The organism is Athalassotoga saccharophila (assembly GCF_009936215.1).
GTDB lineage: Bacteria > Thermotogota > Thermotogae > Mesoaciditogales > Mesoaciditogaceae > Athalassotoga > Athalassotoga saccharophila.
In genome coordinates, this window is sequence record NZ_AP019551.1 from 1,268,387 (window position 1) to 1,286,244 (window position 17,858).

Here is a 17,858-nt window from a genome sequence, read left to right on the forward strand (position 1 = left end):
TTTCACCTTCAAATGATCATTCCCCCATCTACCCCTATTACCTGACCGGTTATGTACGATGATTCGTTTGAAGCCAAAAAGAGTATGACGTTGGCTATTTCTACGGGTTCTGCAAGTCTTCCAAGCAATGTTTTTGATTTTATCTCATCTATCTTTTCTTTCGACAAACCCGATATCAAAGGGGTTCTAACGTATCCCGGCGCTATGGCATTCACGCGTATTCCATATCTTGCAAATTCTTTGGCCCATACCTTTGCCAAGACGTTAACGCCCGCTTTCGACGCAGAGTAAGCGCTTTGACCCGGATTGCCGTAAACTCCCACTATCGAAGAAACATTCACAACGACACCGCCATTCTGCTTTACCATGTATTTCATGACGGCCTTTGTGGTGTTGTATGTACCTTTCAAATTCACATTTAGAGTGAAATCAAAATCTTCTAAGTTATTTTCAAGTAAAGGTTTTTCTCTTACAGATCCAGCATTATTGATTAATACATCTATGCGACCAAGGTCTTTGGCTATCGCGTCAACGACCCTTTCAACTTCCGAAAAATCTGTGACATCCATTTTGTATGTTCTGTATTTTATGCCCAGCGCCTTCTGTGCTTCTTCAAGTCCTTTCTCATTTACATCGCACGCGGCAACAACGCTTCCCTCTGAAAGAAATTTCTTCGCTGTCTCAAGTCCAATTCCCGAGGCGGCACCAGTTATAAGGGTTACCTTATCCCTGAATTTCACTTTGATCACCTTCTAATCTATACTAATTATATCATATTTAAAGGTACTTTTTAAACCATTCAACTATCAGATTTAATCTTTTTATTCTGTGGTATGGCTTTCCCGATCTTGAGAGTTCGTGATTTTCCGAAGGAAAGAGTGCGAGTTTTGCCTCCTTTCCAAAGTATCTGAGAGCCGTAAAGAACTGGAATGCCTCTACCATGTAACATCTGTAATCTTCCATTGAGTGGATCATCAAAAGCGGGGTTTGAACATTTTTCACGTGTGTTAAAGGAGACATCTCCATGTATCCTTTTGTGTTGGACCAAGGATCACCTCCGAGTTGATCCGGACCAAAGAAATATCCTATGTCCGTCGTTCCAAAGAATGAAATCCAGTTGCTTATCGATCTTTGAGAGACGGCCGCTTTGAATTTGTTCGTTTGTGTTACTATCCAGTTTGTCATGAATCCACCGTAAGATCCACCTGTCACACCAAGCCTCTTTCCGTCTATAAAGTCATACTTTTTTATCGCTTCATCTACAACCTCGATGATGTCTTGATAATCTCTCTTTCCGTAATTTCCATATATATAGGAGAATTCTTCACCGTATCCATCACTTCCTCTTGGATTTGAAAAGATAACCGCAAAACCATTTGATGCAAGTATTTGAAATTCAAGAAAGAAAGCATTTCCGTAAGCCGTGCGGGGACCACCGTGAATTTCAAGAACGGCAGGATATTTCTTTCCTTTCTCGTAATCTGCAGGTTTCATAATCCAGGCGTCCACCGTTTTACCGTCCGAAGTTTTGACGGCAAAATATTCGGGCGTCGATACTTTGAATTTTTTCAGATCGTTGAAGCGAGAAAGTTTTCTCTCTTTACCATCTTTGTAAATGTACAATTCATCGAGACTTGTAAAATTCATTGCGAGAAATGCGATATTACCATCTGAAACGCTAAAACCTGAGATGGATCTCTGACCCGAGATTACCTCTTCAACCTTCCCATCATGGGCAATATATATTTTGGAAAGCGGCCCTTCCGTCATCATGAAATATATACCTTTTTGAGTCCAGAAGATTCTATTTGGTGAAGATCCTCGTGAGTCACTATTTATCGAATTACCTTTCGGAAGATCTATATCGCAAACTTTTTTCATTTTTCCTTTCAAATCCATCGTGAATAACCTTTCATTTGTAAATGAACCGTGGGCAAGATCCGAAATCATGACGGCCAGTTTTGAAGAATCAGGGCTCCATGAGATGTTTCCGATTGAAAGATTAGATTCTGTGAGTTTTTTAATCTTGCCATTGATTTCTAAGATGAAAAGATCAGACACAAGCGGATGATGTTCCATATCTGTTGCCTCGACGAAAGCAATGTATTTCCCGTCCGGAGAGACGGCAAAGTTGAAAATCTCTCCTTTTTCATCTGTAAGTTGTTTTTTTGTACCATTTTTCTTTACAAGAAAAAGTTGTTTTTTGACGTTATAGACAAAGCCCTCTCCATTTGCCCAGAAAGGTATCTTATCTATTTCATGAACATCGTCCTTTATCTTTTTGTTGGATTTCTGCTTTTCTTTTATGGCAACTGACAGGACAAGTTCATCGTTGTTAAGCCACCCAAGATCTGTTATTTGATCTTCAAAATGAAGGACTTTTTTTGCCTCCCCGCCTTTTGAGTTTATAATCATCAAATCAGATCCGTTATCGTTTGATCTCACAAAAGCAATCTCCGATCCATCAGATGACCATCTTGGAGAGGAATCTTTACCAGTCGTAAATTGAAAAATACGCCCGTCATACATGTAAATAGATTTATCATATCCATCCTGTTTTTCATTTGCCTTGCTAATGGTAAAAACTATCCTTTTTCCGAAAGGATCTATCTGTGGATCTCCCGGGAATTTCAAGTCTAAAAAGGTTTCAGAAGAAAATTTCTTCATGGGAATCATCTCCTTTTATAACTTTTATTTTCATTATACTACTTAACGGTAATTGAACAGAATCAAATTGATCTTGACAATGTTTCATTCACTTTGTATAATCATTTTACAAGACATGCTAAGGAGGTTGCTTTATGAAACGTACCTATCAGCCAAAGAGCAGAAAAAGGGCTAAAACTCACGGTTTCCTCTCAAGAATGAGAACGAATTCTGGAAGACGTGTTTTAAGTAACAGAAGAAGGGCTGGAAGAAAAAGATTAACGGTTTGAATACCTTTGAATCAATGAATCGAATCAAAAAGGAAAAGGATTTCCAAAGGATTTTTCTCGAAGGTCAAAGTGTATCGAATGATCTTTTAGTCGTGAAATACATCTTCAACGATCTTGGATGGCCACGGATAGGAATTGTGGTATCAAAAAAATTCGGAAAGGCTCATATCAGAAATCGATTCAAAAGGTATGTCCGTGAAACTTTCAGAACGAATAAACCTAAAAAAGGAATCGATATGATCGTCTTACCCAAAAAGGAATTGAAAGATCAGTTTGAAGAGATAAAATTCGATACATTCAGATCTTCTTTCCTTTTTTTACTCTCCAATCTTGAGAGGAAGAATTTAAATGAGGCTTAGGGATATACTTATAAAGCCTATAAGATTTTACCAAAAGTACATTTCCCCTTTGAAACCCCCATCATGCAGGTTCACGCCAACCTGCTCTAATTATGCCATAGAAGCGATAGAAAGATTTGGCTTTAAGGGAGTAATACTTGCCGTATGGCGTGTTTTGAGATGTAATCCCTACAGTAAAGGTGGAGAAGATCCGGTACCGACAAAATTCATAATTGGAGGTAAACGCAGGTGACAAAAAATGTCTTTGTGCTACTATTTCTTGTCTTTACCCTAAGCGCTCTTGCCTTTGCTATACCGCAGGTGGAGGTATCGCTTTCGGCAACGACGGCAACTGTCACGACAAAACTTTACAGATATTCTGTAGATCTTAAGACTGGAGTTTTGCAGAACGAGTATAGCGTCTTTTATGAAAATGTTCATTCGTGGGAAAACACAGGCGATGGTCTTGTGCTTTACTACGATGGTAAACCTCTGACGCCGTCAAGTTGGTCGATTTCTCCAAATGGACACGGTACTTTTCAGACAAAATCGAATGTAACTCTGAATTTCTTTTACGATGTTAATGGAGTTAATGTCGAAAAATCTATAACATTTGTCAACAATCCAAATTACGAAGTTGTCGTTTCTGTCAAAGCGCCAAAGGATATGACATTGTCCTTGACATTTCCAACGTTGGAAGCGAATTTCAACCGTTCAAGCGGAGAGGTCTTCGGATCTTACTACTCAAAAAAGGGCATAGTTACATTCACCTCTCTTTCAAATGGAATATTCAATGACGGTGGCGTTGCGACCTTTTCCGGAAATTTGGAAGCAAAAGTCTATATGGGACCTGTTAAAAACACGCTAATCTTTTCAGTTTTTCCAAAAGAACAAGGCGTTATATCCAATTTCATAGGCACCTATCCGGGATCGGAGCCATGGTATTCATGGTTTATGTACATATTCGTGGCTTTTCTCAACTGGCTTTACGATCTGACAGGCAATTACGGATGGGCAATAATACTTTTTGGAATAATTGTAAGAGTGGTCCTCTATCCGCTTTTCCATGTCCAGTTAAAATCGATGCTCAAGATGAGAGACGTTCAGCCCAAAATTCAAGAACTTCAGAAGAAATACAAGGATCCAAAAAAGTTGCAAGAAGAGATGATGAAACTCTACAAAGCCGAAGGCGTGAATCCCACAGGAGGATGTCTTCCTCTTTTGATCCAACTTCCCATACTTGGGCTTCTATATTACGTCATTTTTTACTCGAGAGAGGTTTTTGCGTACAATCCCCAGTTTTTGATATGGAATGATCTGTCTGTTGGAGGTATTAATGAAAACATAATTTTGTTGTTGCTTATCGTGTTTTTCACCCTTTGGTCTTCTTTGTGGACAAGCACAAAACCAAGTCAGGTATGGCTTTCTGCAGGCATGTCTGCTGTTGTTGAATTCATATTCATAGGCTTCCCGGTCGGCCTTTTCCTTTACTACACAACCTTTTCAGGAATGCAGGTTTTGACAAGTTACGTTGCGGCAAAGATTTATAAAATGAAAGGTATAACGTGGAGAGAGTTGTTCGGAATGAATCCAAAAGTCCAGTGGGGGGACAAAAGATGGAAAAAACGTTCGAAGCCAAAAGCGTAGAAGAGTGCCTTGAGATTGCGTGCAAAGAGTTTCAGGCAAAAAAAGAGGAACTTAATTTTTCAGTCGTCCAAGAACCATCAAAGGGATTTTTAGGAATAGGATCAAAAAATGCCATTGTAAAGGTATCTTTGAATGATAATTTTAACATCAGGCAAATAAGAGAATTTTTGGAGAAGTTGATCGGGTTTTACAATCAAAATGTCGAAATAAATGTCGATATTTTGAAAGAAATGCTCTCTTATTCAGTCAGTATAAAATCCGATAGTCCTCTTTCAAACCTTATCGGGAAGCACGGCCATACTATGGAAGCGATCGAACATATACTTTCGGTTTACATAAACAAAATAAACGATCACAGGATTTCGGTAAGAATCGATATAAACGATTACAGATCGAGAAGGGAAAACTTTGTAAAGCAGATCGTTACCGAATCGATCAAAAAGATCGAAAGTGGTCGCGTAAAGAGAATATCGCTTGAGCCTATGAATATTCATGAAAGAAAAATTGCGCACGAGATTCTCTCCCAGTATCCCAACCTAAAGGCTTATTCGGTTGGAAATGAACCGTATCGTCATATAATAATAGAAGGTTCAAGGGTCAAAATTTCAAAATGATCAGAGGGTGATGAATTTGAAAAAGTTAATAGAGTCTGTTCCTAACTTCAGTGAAGGGCGCCGGGAGGAAGTTGTCAAAGAGATAGTTAAAATGGCAGAAGAAACTGATAATGTGTGGGTCTTTGACTGGTCGATGGATAAAGATCACAACAGATCCGTCATTACCATCGTTGGAGATCCTGAAGGTGTTAGCGAGGCCATATTCAAGATGTCAAAAAAGGCAGTTGAACTCATAGACCTAAGGCATCATACGGGAGAGCATCCTCGAATGGGATCGGTGGATGTAATTCCGTTCATTCCAATAAGAGGTTCAACGATGGAAGAGTGCATCGAGATATCTAAAAAGGTTGGAAAACGCATAGGAGAGGAATTGAAAGTTCCGGTTTATCTTTACGAAAAGTCCGCAACAACTCCTTTGAGAGAAAATCTTGCCGATATAAGGAAGGGAGAATTTGAAGGCTTTTTTGAAAAGATAAAGTTGCCAGAATGGGCTCCAGACTTCGGACCAAGCGAGGTTCATCCTACGGCTGGTGTCGTTGCTGTTGGCGCGAGGGAGTATCTTATAGCCTTTAACGTTAATCTTGGGACGAAAGATTTGAAAATAGCAGAAAATATCGCTAAAGCCGTCAGAAATTCTTCTGGAGGGTACAGATTCGTAAAGGCCATAGGAGTTGATTTGAAAGAAAAGGGAATAGTGCAGGTATCTATGAATATGACCAATTACAAAAAGAGCCCTCTTCACAGAGTGTTTGAAACGATCCGCATCGAGGCCGAGAGGTATGGAGTGCCGATAGTTGGATCTGAAATAATAGGAATGATCCCAATGGATGCGATAATTCAAACTTACAAATTCTATCTTAGGATAGATGATCTGTCCTCTGACAAGGTGATAGAAAATAAATTGCTCGACAAAATCAGTGAATTTTGAAATAAGAAATGCCAAGATAGTAACTGCGCGTGGAAATGAAGCGGTAAATGATTATGTTTTAGAAACTTTCACGGCCAACATACACATATCGAATGGATGTATCGTCGCAATAGATGAACAAATCCGAGGCGTCGATTTTTTTGACGCGTCCGGTCTCATAGCGCTCCCGGGATTCGTTGATCCACATACACACATACCATTTGTCGGAGAAAGAAGCAAAGAGTTCATAATGAGATCGAAAGGTATCAAATACGCCGATATTCTAAAGGCAGGCGGTGGAATTCATTCAACTGTCGACGATGTGAGAAGGGCCAGTGTTGACGATCTTGTAAATGCGGGGCTTAAATACCTCGGATGGATGCTAAAAAACGGTGTGACTTCTGCGGAATGCAAGAGCGGGTACGGTCTCGATTTTGAAAATGAAATAAAGCAACTTGAGGCGATAAAGATCATTTCAACTCTTACAAGTCAAAATATAGTTTCAACTTTTTTGGGGGCCCATGCCATTCCCCCAAAAGGAGAGAAGGCATTTTTTGAAGATTTAAAGGCGATGATGAAAGAAATTAAAGAAAAAAATCTTGCCGAATTCGTAGATGTTTTTTGCGATGAAGGGGCTTTTTCGGTTGATTTTTCACGCGAATATCTCAATTTTGCCAAATCGCTTGGATTTAAATTGAAGGCACACGCAGACGAACTTACAAATAACGGATTTGCAAAAATCGCATCGATGTTAGGTGCGACAAGCGTTGATCATCTTGCCATGTGTGATGAGTCGGAAATCAACGAGATGTCAAAAAACAAAACAATAGCAGTGCTTTTGCCTTTAACAAGTTTTTATCTCAAGAATAAATTTGCACCTGCCGCAAAGATCATAAATTCCGGCGTTCCAGTCGCTTTAGGGTCTGATTTCAATCCGGGATCGAATACATTTTATTCTCCATTCCTTACAATTCATCTCGCGGTCAATTACATGGGTATGACCACCGCTCAGGCCATCGTGGCCCATACCTTGAATGCGGCCTGCGCGATAGGACTTGGAGAAAGGGTTGGAAGCATAGAGCCGGGTAAGAGAGCCGACATATTGCTTTTAGATGTACCGTCAATCGATTACATACCTTATATGCCCACGAATGAGATCATCAGGGCAATATTTTTGAATGGTGAATTCTTTGAAAATAGAAATAGTCTTTCCGGGAAAAATAAAAAATGATTTTCTTCAAGAAGGATTCAATGAATACGTAAAAAGAATCAAGAGGATGGTAAAGATCGAAATAAAAACCCTCGAGTCTTCTCATTCACAAAATCCTGAGATTTGTATTGAGGAAGAATCAAAAAAACTGATAAAATATCTTGGGGAGAAAAAATTCATCCTACTTGACGTTGAGGGAGAAGAGATGAACACCGCTGAATTTGCAGATTTGATAAGGAATGGGATCGAAAATAGCCATGATATATGCTTTGTCGTTGGAGGAACTTATGGTGTTTCTAACGAACTCAAAAAGCGGGCAAATTTAAGACTTTCCATCTCGCCGATGACCTTTACACATTCGATAACGCTTCTATTACTTGTCGAGCAAATCTATAGATCTATGAAGATCATCTCTTCACAGCCATACGATCATTGACAGAGGCTCAATTTAAAAACACAAGGAGGTTATTCATTTGAGTGATCCTCTGAGTTACATGTACATTTTTGGTGGCATTGTTGCCATTTTGATACTTTTAATCCTTTCCGCATTCTTTTCTGCATCGGAAACTTCTTTGTTAAGTGTAAGCAGAAAAAAGCTCCGTGATGCTATAAGTGGTCAGGAGAATATGAACTTTGAAAATCAATTGAAAACCTCGAACAGATATTTAACTGTCATCCTTGTCTTGAATAACCTTGTTAACATTTTGATCTCTTCTTTGTCCACGGTCATATTGATCAACGTTCTGCCAAAAGATGCTTCAGAGGGATTGGTCCTCACAATTGTCACAATTGTTGTTACTTTGATAGTCGTAGTTTTTGGTGAGATCACACCAAAGTTGTACGCGAGAGAGAACGCCGCTTCTTTTTTCAAAATATCATTTCCCATTGTAAAAATTTTGGACTTCATCTTAAGGCCGGTGGTCTTTGCACTCAACGCCTTTTCGAGTCTTATAAGCAAAACTTTCACAAAAAAACCCTCCGAGCCCTTTATTTCGAGTGAAGACATTCTTTTCGAGATAGATGTCGGTAAGGATGTCGGAGTCATAGAAGAGGAAGAAGGTGCTATACTAAAAGGTGCTTTAAAACTCAAAAGCACCTACGTAAGAGAGATCATGGTGCCAAGGATAGAGATGGTTACACTCGAATCGAATGTAAGCCTCAAAGAGGCAATTAAAAAATTCGATGAGTCCAAGTACTCTCGATTGCCAGTGTATTCCGAAAGTATCGATCACATAATCGGGATATGTTATTCGAAAGATATAATATCGGTCATAAATGAAAAAGGAAAGGATTCGCTTGATCAAATAATCGTAAGGGACGTGATGAGGCCTCCGTATTTTGTACCGGAAACGAAAAAAATAGATGACTTGCTTCACGAAATGAGATACATGAAGATGCACATAGCAATAGTTGTGGATGAATACGGGGGTACGGCCGGCCTTGTTACGCTCGAAGATGTCCTTGAAGAATTAACGGGTGAGATCTTCGATGAATACGACGTGGATGAAGACAGAGTTCAGATCACAAAAACAGACAGAAATACATACATAATAGATGGTCTTACACCTCTAAACAGCATAGAAAGAGAGATCGGAATTTCTTTTCCCGAAAGTGAATTCGAAACGATAGGAGGATATCTTCTGAAGATCTTTGAGAGGGTTCCAAGGCCCGGCGAGATCGTTGAAACGAATGATTTTACCATCAAAATCCTTGAGTCTAACAGATTACGAATAATAAAGATAGAACTTAAATTGAAGGGGATGACAGAAATTGACAGTTCAGGAGTTGATAAATAAAGCAAAAGAGGCAAAAAAACACGCCTACGCGCCATATTCAAACTTTGCCGTCGGAGCGGCAGTTGAGACTGAATCTGGAAGGGTATATACGGGATGCAATGTTGAGAATTCTTCCTTTGGACTTAGCATGTGCGCAGAAAGAATAGCGATCTTCAAAGCCGTAAGCGAAGGAGAAAAGAAGTTCAAAAGGATCGCGATAGTCGCCGACACAAAAGGTCCAGTATCACCATGCGGTGCCTGCAGGCAGGTTATGGCCGAATTTGGAAACTTTGAAGTCATTCTTTCAAATGAAAACGGTGATGTTGAAAAGACCACTGTTGAAGAACTTCTTCCCGGATCCTTTGATCTTAGGAGGGATAAAAATTGAAAAAAGTAATTTTATTTTCGATCTTTATTGCGTTATTCCTTTCTTTTGCTTTTTCAAAGACAGTAACCTTTGCCTATCAGGGCGATTCAAATACGAAGTTTGTCTCCGTTCTTGGTAATTTCAACGATTGGTCTTCAACCTCTACAGTTATGAGAAATGCCTTCGGGACTGTGTGGATGGTTCAGATAGATCTACCTGATGGTATATATTACTACAATTTCGATGTCGATGGTCAGATAATAACAGACCCGGCCAATCCTAAAACAGTTTCAAATGGAAAAGGCGGATATTACTCGATCTTAATCGTTGGAACTTACGTTCCGCCCACCGGCAAGTTAAACAGCGGGATCATACATACGAATTACATACACTTCGATCAATATTCTCTCAAATACGTTGATCCATCTTCGACTAAGACGATTTATTTTTCTATAGAAACCCTTCATGACGATGTTGATGCCGCTACATTGGTAGTCAACAAAGAAATGTATCCGATGAAAAGGATAGTCCTCGATCAATACACGGATATCTTCAGAACTGAGTTCCATCCATCAACACCCAAATTTGAATACAAATTCATTTTAAGAAATGGAGATCGTAGCGTAGAGGTCGGATCGACGGGAATTGCGACGAAATCGAATTTCTTTACATTTGATTTCGCCTCTCCCGATGTAAAAATCTTAAGTGTTCCCAAGTGGTCCGAAGGGGCCATCGTCTACGAGATCTTTCCGGAGAGATTCTGGGATGGAAATCCAAAAAATGATCCTGCTGGCACCATGCCATGGGGAGGCACCCCAACAAATGACAACTTTTTCGGAGGAGATCTAAGGGGAATAATAGACCATTTGGATTACCTTAAATCTCTCGGAGTTAACGTTCTCTATACAACCCCGATCTTCGAAGCACCGTCAAATCACAAATACGATACACAGAATTACATGAAAATAGATCCCCACTTTGGAACCCTTGAAACCTTTGAAGAACTCTCAAATGATCTTAAAAAGGATGACATTCACTGGATATTGGACGGTGTTTTCAACCATACCGGAACACAATTTTTTGCATTTCAAAACCTTTTGAAAAACCAGCAGAATTCACCTTACAAAGATTGGTATTTCGTGCTTAAATATCCAGTCATCGAAATGCCCGGATATTACAGAACATTCCAAAATTACGCCTCTTTACCCAAATTGAACGTAATGAATCCCGATGTTCAAAAATATTTAAAAGGCGTCGTAGATTACTGGACATCGAAAGGTATAAGCGGATGGAGAATAGATTCGGCAAATGTCATATCAGATCAATTTCTCGTAAAACTCTATAACTGGATTCACGAGGTTAATCCCGATTCTCTCGATGTGGCCGAAATATGGACGAATGCGTCTCAATGGTTTGATGAAGGCGCCTTTAACTCGGTGATGAATTATCTTTTCCAGAATGCGGCCTACAGTTTTATACTTTACAACAGTGGCGCCTCCTCATTCGTAAAAAGCACGGACGCATATCTTAACACCTATCCTCCTCAACTTTGGAATTCTCTGTGGAATTTGATAGATAGCCATGATACGCCCCGTGCCCTCACGGCCGCAAATGGAGATGTCAAAAAGATGATGGCCTTAGTCGGCCTTCAGATGACCTTCCCGGGCGCTCCAATGATATATTACGGGGATGAAATTGGAATGACCGGGGGCAATGACCCTCTCAATCGTGGCTGTATGATATGGGACACATCTAAATGGAATATGCAGATCTTTGATTGGTACAAATTGATGATAAAGATTCACCAAGAACCGGCCATAAGATACGGAAATTACAAAGTTACATGTACCGACGGAGATGTACTTGGATTTGAAAGAAGTTATCAAGGAGAAAATGTCTACGTTTTCATAAATGGCGGAAATACCTCTCAAAAGGTGAGCACCGGACTTTCGGGAAAATTCGAAAACCTCGTTGATGGCACCTTGATCGACGGACAGAACTTGAATATAAAATTACAACCATACGAGGTAATGGTGCTCAAGGAGGAATAAAGTCAATGGAGGTGTTTTTATGAAAAGACTTGCTTTTTTGATCCTAAGTTTGGTCTGTTTTTCCTTTGCCTTTTCAATGACAAATATTGTCGTATATGATCAGATGGCTCTTGTTTCTTCAAATGTGGCGATAAAAGATGGAAATGGAACTTTCATGATCCCGACTACAAATGGTGCAATTCCTGAATCTCTTCTCATTTCCGCGAATGGGACTTACGAATATCACAGCGCCGAGTCTTATACTCTCGACTACTTTCTTAAAAAATTTCTCGGCATGATCGTCCAGTTTGAGTTTACATCTGGATCTACTGACATTGTAAAAAATGTTCGGATTCTCTGTGCAAATCCGGTCATAATCCAAAACGTTGAAAATGGAAAAGTCTACTTTTCTCCATCGGGCCAGTTTATATTCCCGTCCTTTCCGCAGATCGATTCTCAAAATTACTTTATCGTATCGGCCGATGCCTCATCCCTTTCTTATTCATACCTTACAAATGGGATTGGATGGAAGGCTTACTACACTCTGAACTTGGATAATGGCCTTATGACTGGCAATGTGGAATTGTGGAATAAAACCGATACAACCTTTAGAAATTTCAACCTTTCTATTCTTTCTGGAAATCCATTCACATCAAGCACAAATCAGCCACAAGTTATGAAAGCATTTGTCGCTTATATGCCATCTCCTTCGATGCCCGAGGAGCAAAGCGTTGAGGGATACAAGATCTACAACTACGGTAAAGTAGAAGCACTCGATTCGAATTCTACCGTATTTCTTCCACTCTTTTCAAAAAAAGTGAAGGTTGAGAAGTTGAACATCGTCTACAATCCTTCTCAGAATCTAACAAACGCAGTTCAGGTATCTCGGGTCTTTCACGATTTTCCTGTTCCTGCCGGCACTGTAAGCCTTTACAAAACAGATAATGGTGTGACTTACTTTCTCGGACAAACGAATATAACTGACACAGCCTCTGGGATCTCTTTGGAACTTTCCTACGGCCAGAATTTCGATCTCGCGGCCCAGTCCATAGAGGTTCAGAGAACGATGGTATCAAAAGATCTTTACAACCATTATTATCAGGTAACGGCCATCAATTCTTCATCTACTTCCCAATCTTTATGGATATATGTCTCCATTCCTCCAGATGCCACGGTGATTTCTAAACCGAGTGTTAAATTCGAAAGAACATCCACGACTCAGATACGGTTCTACCTCGATCTTGGGCCGAATTCAAAGGAAGTGTTTACTTACGGATTACAGACAAGTTATTGAAGAGTTGAGAAGGATCAGATCATTTATGGTGAGCCGCCATAGGGCGGCTCACATAGAAAGAATGGAAGAGGATGCCGTGAATTTCGCAAAAATTTACGCTTTAGATCTCCAAAGACTTTTGGTATGCGTCGATTCTCATGATCTATTCAGAGACGTCCTTCCACAAAAATTGATAAGAATCGCGAAAGTATGGAATTTAGATGTAACGCCTGTCGAGAAATTCTCACCTCTTTTGCTTCATGGAAAAGTTGCGGCCGAATACATCAAAAGGCGCTTTGGAATAAATGACAAAGAGATCCTTGATGCCGTCGCTTATCATACATCCGGAATTCCGACCGAATCGCCTATCGTCATGGCCATGTTCATACTCGATTCTACAGAATCCGGAAGAGATTTTGAAGGCATAGAAGAGTTAAGAGAAATATCCGCAAAGTCTCTTAAAGAAGGGTTTGAAGCCATAGTCAAAAATAAATTGATATACGCCGTCACAAACAATTTACTCGTTCTGCCCGAAACGGTCGAAACATGGAATTACATAAGAGGAGTGAAAAGTTGAAGAATATTCTTCTATCTCTTTCTGTAATAGTTTCAATTTTCGGAATAATTATATCTTCGATAGTTATTTATCCTCTTTTTGAAAGCGGATTTTCGGCAATAGCCAATGAATATCCAAATTCAAAAGTCTATCTTTTGTCAGTCATAAAAGACAGCGCGGGAATTAACGCGATTGAGATAGTGGGAATGGACTTAACGACTAAGAACCTTATAATCGTGAGCGTTCCAACAGATCTTTCCATAAATGGCCAGATCATTTCGAATATTTACCAGACCAAGGGCATTGAACAGATGGAAAAAGCAATAGAAGAAGTTACTAATTTGAAAATGACAGACTGGCTTGTCTCGACAAAGTCTGCACTCGAGGGCTATCAAAGCGGTCTTCAATACCAAACCATCGAAGATCTTATAAAGATCATAGAAAAAGAGAAAACGCAGGATCCGCTTTCTTTGTTTTACTCTTTTAAGAATTTTTCAAGCCAGTTCAAAAGCAGCATAAATTTTACGAGATTCGTTAGGATCATTCATTTCATACAGACAAAGCCTTCGATCTTCAAAATTGAATACCCATACATTTATTCAAATGGAACTTTCGTAACAAATACCAATGCTTTAAAAAACTTTGCCATGGAAATGGAAAATTGTACACCTTTTTATAATCCTTTCTCGATAAAGCCTGTTATTATAAATTGCTCGGATCAAAATCCGTCCACATTTTATCAGACAAACATGAATTTGTGGTCTAAAAATGGGTATGACTTTGAAATAATACCGGATCTTTTCGGGAAATTCAAAGGGGAGAATATCGTGATATCTCTTTCAGATAGTTCTTGGAAGTTAGATGCCATCAAATCCGCTCTTTCTAAAATTTATCCAAATATCAAATTCACATTTGTAAGTGCGTCCACGCCAGAATTTCTTAAAACTTATTACGATATCGTTGATTGGGCCTCTTCGAAGAGATACTACTCCATTGGAAAATATGACTTTTTAATCCTCTTGGGTCATTCTTCGTAAATCATTATCTCGAGATGATCGGATCTGACCATATTCACAGGCATCTCATTTGAAAGATTTTCTAAAGTCCGTATTTTTTCGCGCCCGCCGGCCAGAATAAAAGTGTTCTTTGACCTGTTAAGAACGGGAAAGGTAAGGGTTATCCGTTCTACAAAGGGCTCTAATCCTGCCTCTGTAAAGACTACCCATCTTTTTTCTTCGTGGATCAAAGGAGAATTTGGAAAGATAGAGGCAGTATGACCATCCTTTCCCATTCCAAGAAAGAGTATGTCAAAAGTCGGACCGTCGTCAAAAAAGGATCTTAGCGTCTCTTCGTAATCTTTGACTGCATCCTCGAGAGGCAGATCCGTCCTTATTTTGTGAACATTTTGAGGCGGTATCTTTATAAATTTTATTAAAGAATCGTAAGCCATTCCATAATTGCTTCGCGGATCATCGTACGGGACGTATCTTTCGTCTCCCCAAAAAAGATGGATCCTTTCCCACGGAAAGTTCTCAAGGGCCATTCTTTCATAAAGTTTCTTTGGGGTATTTCCCCCAGCAAGACAAAGGGTAAAGATCTGATCTTTTTTGAAATACTGAGAGAGAAAATTTAAAATGGCTTCGTTCATATCTTCTATACTTTTGAACCTATTTACAGTGCGTTGTACCATTCTCTTCCATCCTTCTTTATCAATTCATCCGAAGATGAAGGGCCCCATGTGCCCGCCTCGTAAATATCCAGTTTTGCACTTTCATTTTCACTCTCCCATTTTTTTATCAATGGGGTGAATATCTTCCAACTTTCACGCATTACGTCGTCTCTTATAAACAAAGTTTGATCTCCGAGCATGCAATCGAGCAAAAGCCGTTCATATGCCTCTGGAGGCCTTATCCCAAAGACTTCGGCGTATTTGAAATCCATAGTTAAAGTACTCATGCAAAGTTTTGGGCCGGGATGCTTTGCCTGAAAGGACAGTACAATTCCTTCTTCTGGCTGAATGTTTATTCTGAGAATGTTGGGCGGTATGCTTTTTGCCGGAAGTTGCGTGAAAATTGAATGTGGCACCCTTTTAAATGTGATTATGATCTCGCTCACACGCTTTGAAAGTCTCTTTCCCGATCTCATGTAAAATGGCACGCCGCTCCATCTCCAGTTGTCTATCATGAATTTGGCCGCGGCAAATGTTTCAACCCGTGAGTGTGGATTAACTCCGGGCTCTTCGACATAACTTACGACTTCTTTTCCGCCTATTTTTCCTCTTCCATACTGCCCTCTTACAAACCATGAATCGAGATCATCGAGAGGAAATGGCCTTATTGATCTGAATAATTTTACCTTTTCGTTGTGTATCTCATCGGCATCAAAAAAAGCAGGGGGCTCCATTGCCACAAGGGACAAAAGTTGCATCATATGATTCTGAAACATGTCTCTGACAAGGCCTGCGTGCTCGTAATATCCTGCTCTGTGTTCGACACCAATATCCTCTGCCACAGTTATTTGAACGTTGTCTATGTACTGATTGTTCCAAATAGGCTCAAAGATCGAATTTGCAAATCTGAATATGAGTATATTCTGTACAGTTTCCTTTCCCAAATAGTGATCTATTCTGTATATTTGATTTTCTTTGAGAGTCGCATGAAGGTGTTTGTCCAATTCGTTGGCACTGTCAAGATCGAAGCCAAAGGGTTTCTCTATTATCACTCTTGAAAAACCATTTTCCTGACTTGTAAGGCCAAGATCTCCAAGGTTCTCAACAATTGGAAGATATAAAGCGGGCGGAACGGCCATATAAAATATCTTGTTACCATTTGTCATGAACTTTTTCTCGAGATCTCTGATTTTCCATTTCAAATCAGAATAGAGTGAAAGCGAATCATACTCTCCTTGAATGTAAAAGGTTCTTTCAATAAAATCTTGAACTTTATCCGCATCGCCTGACAGTACTTCTCTTACCTTTTCTCTGAAAGTTTCGTCTGTAAATTCAGTTCTGGCGACTCCTAAAATGTAAAAATTTTCCGGCATCAATCCCTTCAAAAAAAGGTTAAAAAGAGACGGCAAGAGTTTTCTCGATGTTAAATCGCCAGATGCTCCAAAGATCGTTATTCCAACAGGTTGAGGATGCGATTCTGTACAGAAAAAATCCTTACACGTTATTACCGGAACGCTCAATTGTGATCATCTTCTTTGTAAACTTTATGTCCACCAAATTCATTTCTTAGAGCCGCGATAATTTTATCCGAGAATTGGTCCTCTTTCCTCGATTCGAATCTTTTGAAAAGCGCATGCGCAATGGCAGTTGCAGAGACACCGAGATCTACAGCCTCATTTACCGTCCATCTGCCCTCTCCAGAATCCTCAACGTACCCTTTTATCTCCGAAAGATCTTTATCTTTTTTCAAAGCATCTTCGAGAAGTTCCAAAAGCCATGATCTAACGACACTTCCGTGGTTCCATATATGGGCAACTTTTTCAAGATCCAAAGTCTTACCGTAAGGAGATTCGTGAAGTATTTCAAATCCCTCTCCATAGGCTTCCATAAGTGCGTACTCTATGCCGTTGTGAACCATCTTGGTGTAATGGCCTGCCCCGGTAGGGCCGCAATACATGTAACCTTCCTTTGGGGCAAGAGACTTTAAGATTGGTTCTATGTACTCAAAGTCGGATTTATTTCCCCCTATCATCGTACAGTACCCCACTTCCAATCCCCATATACCACCAGAGACCCCCGCATCGATGTAATGAATGCCATGCTTTGAGAGAAAATCTGCCCTTCTTATATCATCTTTATAAAATCCGTTGCTTCCGTCTATGATTATATCTCCAACTTTCATGAAATTCACAAGTTCATTTATATGTTCATCAGTTACCTCTCCTGCAGGTAACATCAACCACACAACGGCAGGTTTATCGAGTTGTAAGACAAGATCCTCTAAACTTTTCGCACCATCTGATCCAAATTTCTTTATTTCTTCGATCTTTTCCTCGGTACGGTTGTAGGCAACGACCTTATGATTTCCCAAAAGAAGTCTTTTTGCCATATTCATTCCCATTCTTCCAAGACCTACTATGCCTATTTTCATAAAGATCATCTCCTTTCTTTAAAATTATACTTTAATTTGCATTAAAATCTGCACAGCAATTTCAGTAATCGGATGGCAGGATGCTTTGAAGTGAACAGTAACAGA

General features: G+C 39.7%; 19 protein-coding genes. 14 read left to right on the forward strand and 5 right to left on the reverse strand.

Going from position 1 to position 17,858, the window contains the following annotated elements; translation table 11 throughout:
* Positions 1–8: 8 nt before the first annotated feature.
* Together ATHSA_RS06380 and ATHSA_RS06385 are read right to left on the reverse strand one after the other, a co-directional pair.
* Positions 9–740, reverse strand: a complete 732-nt coding sequence (locus tag ATHSA_RS06380) for an SDR family NAD(P)-dependent oxidoreductase (protein WP_161848291.1) — start codon at positions 738–740, stop codon at positions 9–11.
* A gap of 37 nt (positions 741–777) precedes the next feature.
* Complete coding sequence (locus tag ATHSA_RS06385) at positions 778–2,667, reverse strand: S9 family peptidase (RefSeq protein WP_161848292.1); 1,890 nt, start codon at positions 2,665–2,667, stop codon at positions 778–780.
* Between the two features lie 134 nt (positions 2,668–2,801).
* Here ATHSA_RS06385 and rpmH point away from each other — a divergent pair, with 134 nt between their 5' ends.
* Genes rpmH through ATHSA_RS06455 form a run of 14 tightly spaced genes read left to right on the forward strand, consistent with a single transcriptional unit; the run spans position 2,802 to position 14,690 of the window.
* Positions 2,802–2,936: a 50S ribosomal protein L34 gene (gene rpmH, locus ATHSA_RS06390; RefSeq protein ID WP_161848293.1), complete on the forward strand. Its 135-nt coding sequence runs from the start codon at positions 2,802–2,804 to the stop codon at positions 2,934–2,936.
* 14 nt (positions 2,937–2,950) lie between these two features.
* Positions 2,951–3,295: a ribonuclease P protein component gene (gene rnpA / locus ATHSA_RS06395; protein WP_161848294.1), complete on the forward strand. Its 345-nt coding sequence runs from the start codon at positions 2,951–2,953 to the stop codon at positions 3,293–3,295.
* Positions 3,285–3,527 carry a membrane protein insertion efficiency factor YidD gene (gene yidD / locus ATHSA_RS06400; RefSeq protein WP_161848295.1) on the forward strand — a complete coding sequence of 81 codons (243 nt, stop codon included), beginning with the start codon at positions 3,285–3,287 and terminating at the stop codon, positions 3,525–3,527. Before rnpA ends, yidD begins: the two co-directional genes overlap by 11 nt.
* Entirely contained in the window at positions 3,524–4,921 is a 1,398-nt protein-coding gene (yidC, locus tag ATHSA_RS06405; protein ID WP_161848296.1) for a membrane protein insertase YidC, read from the forward strand. The genes yidD and yidC overlap by 4 nt, the downstream gene beginning before the upstream one ends.
* Positions 4,891–5,535: an RNA-binding cell elongation regulator Jag/EloR gene (jag, locus tag ATHSA_RS06410; protein ID WP_161848297.1), complete on the forward strand. Its 645-nt coding sequence runs from the start codon at positions 4,891–4,893 to the stop codon at positions 5,533–5,535. The genes yidC and jag overlap by 31 nt, the downstream gene beginning before the upstream one ends.
* A 10-nt stretch (positions 5,536–5,545) precedes the next feature.
* Positions 5,546–6,463 carry a glutamate formimidoyltransferase gene (gene ftcD, locus ATHSA_RS06415; protein ID WP_161848298.1) on the forward strand — a complete coding sequence of 306 codons (918 nt, stop codon included), beginning with the start codon at positions 5,546–5,548 and terminating at the stop codon, positions 6,461–6,463.
* Positions 6,453–7,673: an imidazolonepropionase gene (gene hutI, locus ATHSA_RS06420; RefSeq protein ID WP_161848299.1), complete on the forward strand. Its 1,221-nt coding sequence runs from the start codon at positions 6,453–6,455 to the stop codon at positions 7,671–7,673. The genes ftcD and hutI overlap by 11 nt, the downstream gene beginning before the upstream one ends.
* On the forward strand, positions 7,624–8,088 hold the full coding sequence (locus ATHSA_RS06425) for a 23S rRNA (pseudouridine(1915)-N(3))-methyltransferase RlmH (protein WP_232060065.1): 465 nt from the start codon (positions 7,624–7,626) through the stop codon (positions 8,086–8,088). The genes hutI and ATHSA_RS06425 overlap by 50 nt, the downstream gene beginning before the upstream one ends.
* Before the next feature lie 37 nt (positions 8,089–8,125).
* Positions 8,126–9,448, forward strand: coding sequence for a hemolysin family protein (locus ATHSA_RS06430; RefSeq protein WP_161848301.1), 1,323 nt, complete (start codon positions 8,126–8,128; stop codon positions 9,446–9,448).
* The gene (locus ATHSA_RS06435) at positions 9,423–9,815 is read left to right on the forward strand and encodes a cytidine deaminase (RefSeq protein WP_161848302.1); all 393 of its coding nucleotides are present in this window, start codon (positions 9,423–9,425) and stop codon (positions 9,813–9,815) included. Before ATHSA_RS06430 ends, ATHSA_RS06435 begins: the two co-directional genes overlap by 26 nt.
* On the forward strand, positions 9,812–11,845 hold the full coding sequence (locus ATHSA_RS06440; RefSeq protein WP_161848303.1) for an alpha-amylase family glycosyl hydrolase: 2,034 nt from the start codon (positions 9,812–9,814) through the stop codon (positions 11,843–11,845). The genes ATHSA_RS06435 and ATHSA_RS06440 overlap by 4 nt, the downstream gene beginning before the upstream one ends.
* Before the next feature lie 19 nt (positions 11,846–11,864).
* Positions 11,865–13,118, forward strand: a complete 1,254-nt coding sequence (locus ATHSA_RS06445; protein WP_161848304.1) for a hypothetical protein — start codon at positions 11,865–11,867, stop codon at positions 13,116–13,118.
* A 4-nt stretch (positions 13,119–13,122) separates the two neighbouring features.
* Complete coding sequence (yqeK, locus tag ATHSA_RS06450) at positions 13,123–13,674, forward strand: bis(5'-nucleosyl)-tetraphosphatase (symmetrical) YqeK (protein ID WP_232060066.1); 552 nt, start codon at positions 13,123–13,125, stop codon at positions 13,672–13,674.
* Entirely contained in the window at positions 13,671–14,690 is a 1,020-nt protein-coding gene (locus ATHSA_RS06455; RefSeq protein ID WP_161848306.1) for a hypothetical protein, read from the forward strand. Before yqeK ends, ATHSA_RS06455 begins: the two co-directional genes overlap by 4 nt.
* On the opposite strand, the gene pgl is transcribed toward ATHSA_RS06455, so the two are convergent.
* From pgl to gnd, 3 genes are read right to left on the reverse strand one after another with little or no spacing between them, the layout of a single operon-like run.
* Positions 14,678–15,343, reverse strand: a complete 666-nt coding sequence (gene pgl, locus ATHSA_RS06460) for a 6-phosphogluconolactonase (RefSeq protein ID WP_161848307.1) — start codon at positions 15,341–15,343, stop codon at positions 14,678–14,680. The two genes, ATHSA_RS06455 and pgl, sit on opposite strands and share 13 nt — an antisense overlap.
* On the reverse strand, positions 15,325–16,842 hold the full coding sequence (gene zwf, locus ATHSA_RS06465; RefSeq protein WP_161848308.1) for a glucose-6-phosphate dehydrogenase: 1,518 nt from the start codon (positions 16,840–16,842) through the stop codon (positions 15,325–15,327). The genes pgl and zwf overlap by 19 nt, the downstream gene beginning before the upstream one ends.
* Positions 16,839–17,753: a phosphogluconate dehydrogenase (NAD(+)-dependent, decarboxylating) gene (gene gnd / locus ATHSA_RS06470; RefSeq protein WP_161848309.1), complete on the reverse strand. Its 915-nt coding sequence runs from the start codon at positions 17,751–17,753 to the stop codon at positions 16,839–16,841. Before gnd ends, zwf begins: the two co-directional genes overlap by 4 nt.
* Between the last annotated feature and the right edge of the window lie 105 nt (positions 17,754–17,858).

Bases quoted from the DNA above. Each gene is read 5' to 3' on its own strand.
- ATHSA_RS06385 (WP_161848292.1), bottom strand. From the start codon at position 2,667: ATGAAGAAATTTTCTTCTGAAACCTTTTTAGACTTGAAATTCCCGGGA.
- rpmH (WP_161848293.1), top strand. From the start codon at position 2,802: ATGAAACGTACCTATCAGCCAAAGAGCAGAAAAAGGGCTAAAACTCAC.
- rnpA (WP_161848294.1), top strand. From the start codon at position 2,951: ATGAATCGAATCAAAAAGGAAAAGGATTTCCAAAGGATTTTTCTCGAA.
- yidD (WP_161848295.1), top strand. From the start codon at position 3,285: ATGAGGCTTAGGGATATACTTATAAAGCCTATAAGATTTTACCAAAAG.
- jag (WP_161848297.1), top strand. From the start codon at position 4,891: ATGGAAAAAACGTTCGAAGCCAAAAGCGTAGAAGAGTGCCTTGAGATT.
- ftcD (WP_161848298.1), top strand. From the start codon at position 5,546: ATGAATTTGAAAAAGTTAATAGAGTCTGTTCCTAACTTCAGTGAAGGG.
- ATHSA_RS06445 (WP_161848304.1), top strand. From the start codon at position 11,865: ATGAAAAGACTTGCTTTTTTGATCCTAAGTTTGGTCTGTTTTTCCTTT.
- pgl (WP_161848307.1), bottom strand. From the start codon at position 15,343: ATGGTACAACGCACTGTAAATAGGTTCAAAAGTATAGAAGATATGAAC.
- gnd (WP_161848309.1), bottom strand. From the start codon at position 17,753: ATGAAAATAGGCATAGTAGGTCTTGGAAGAATGGGAATGAATATGGCA.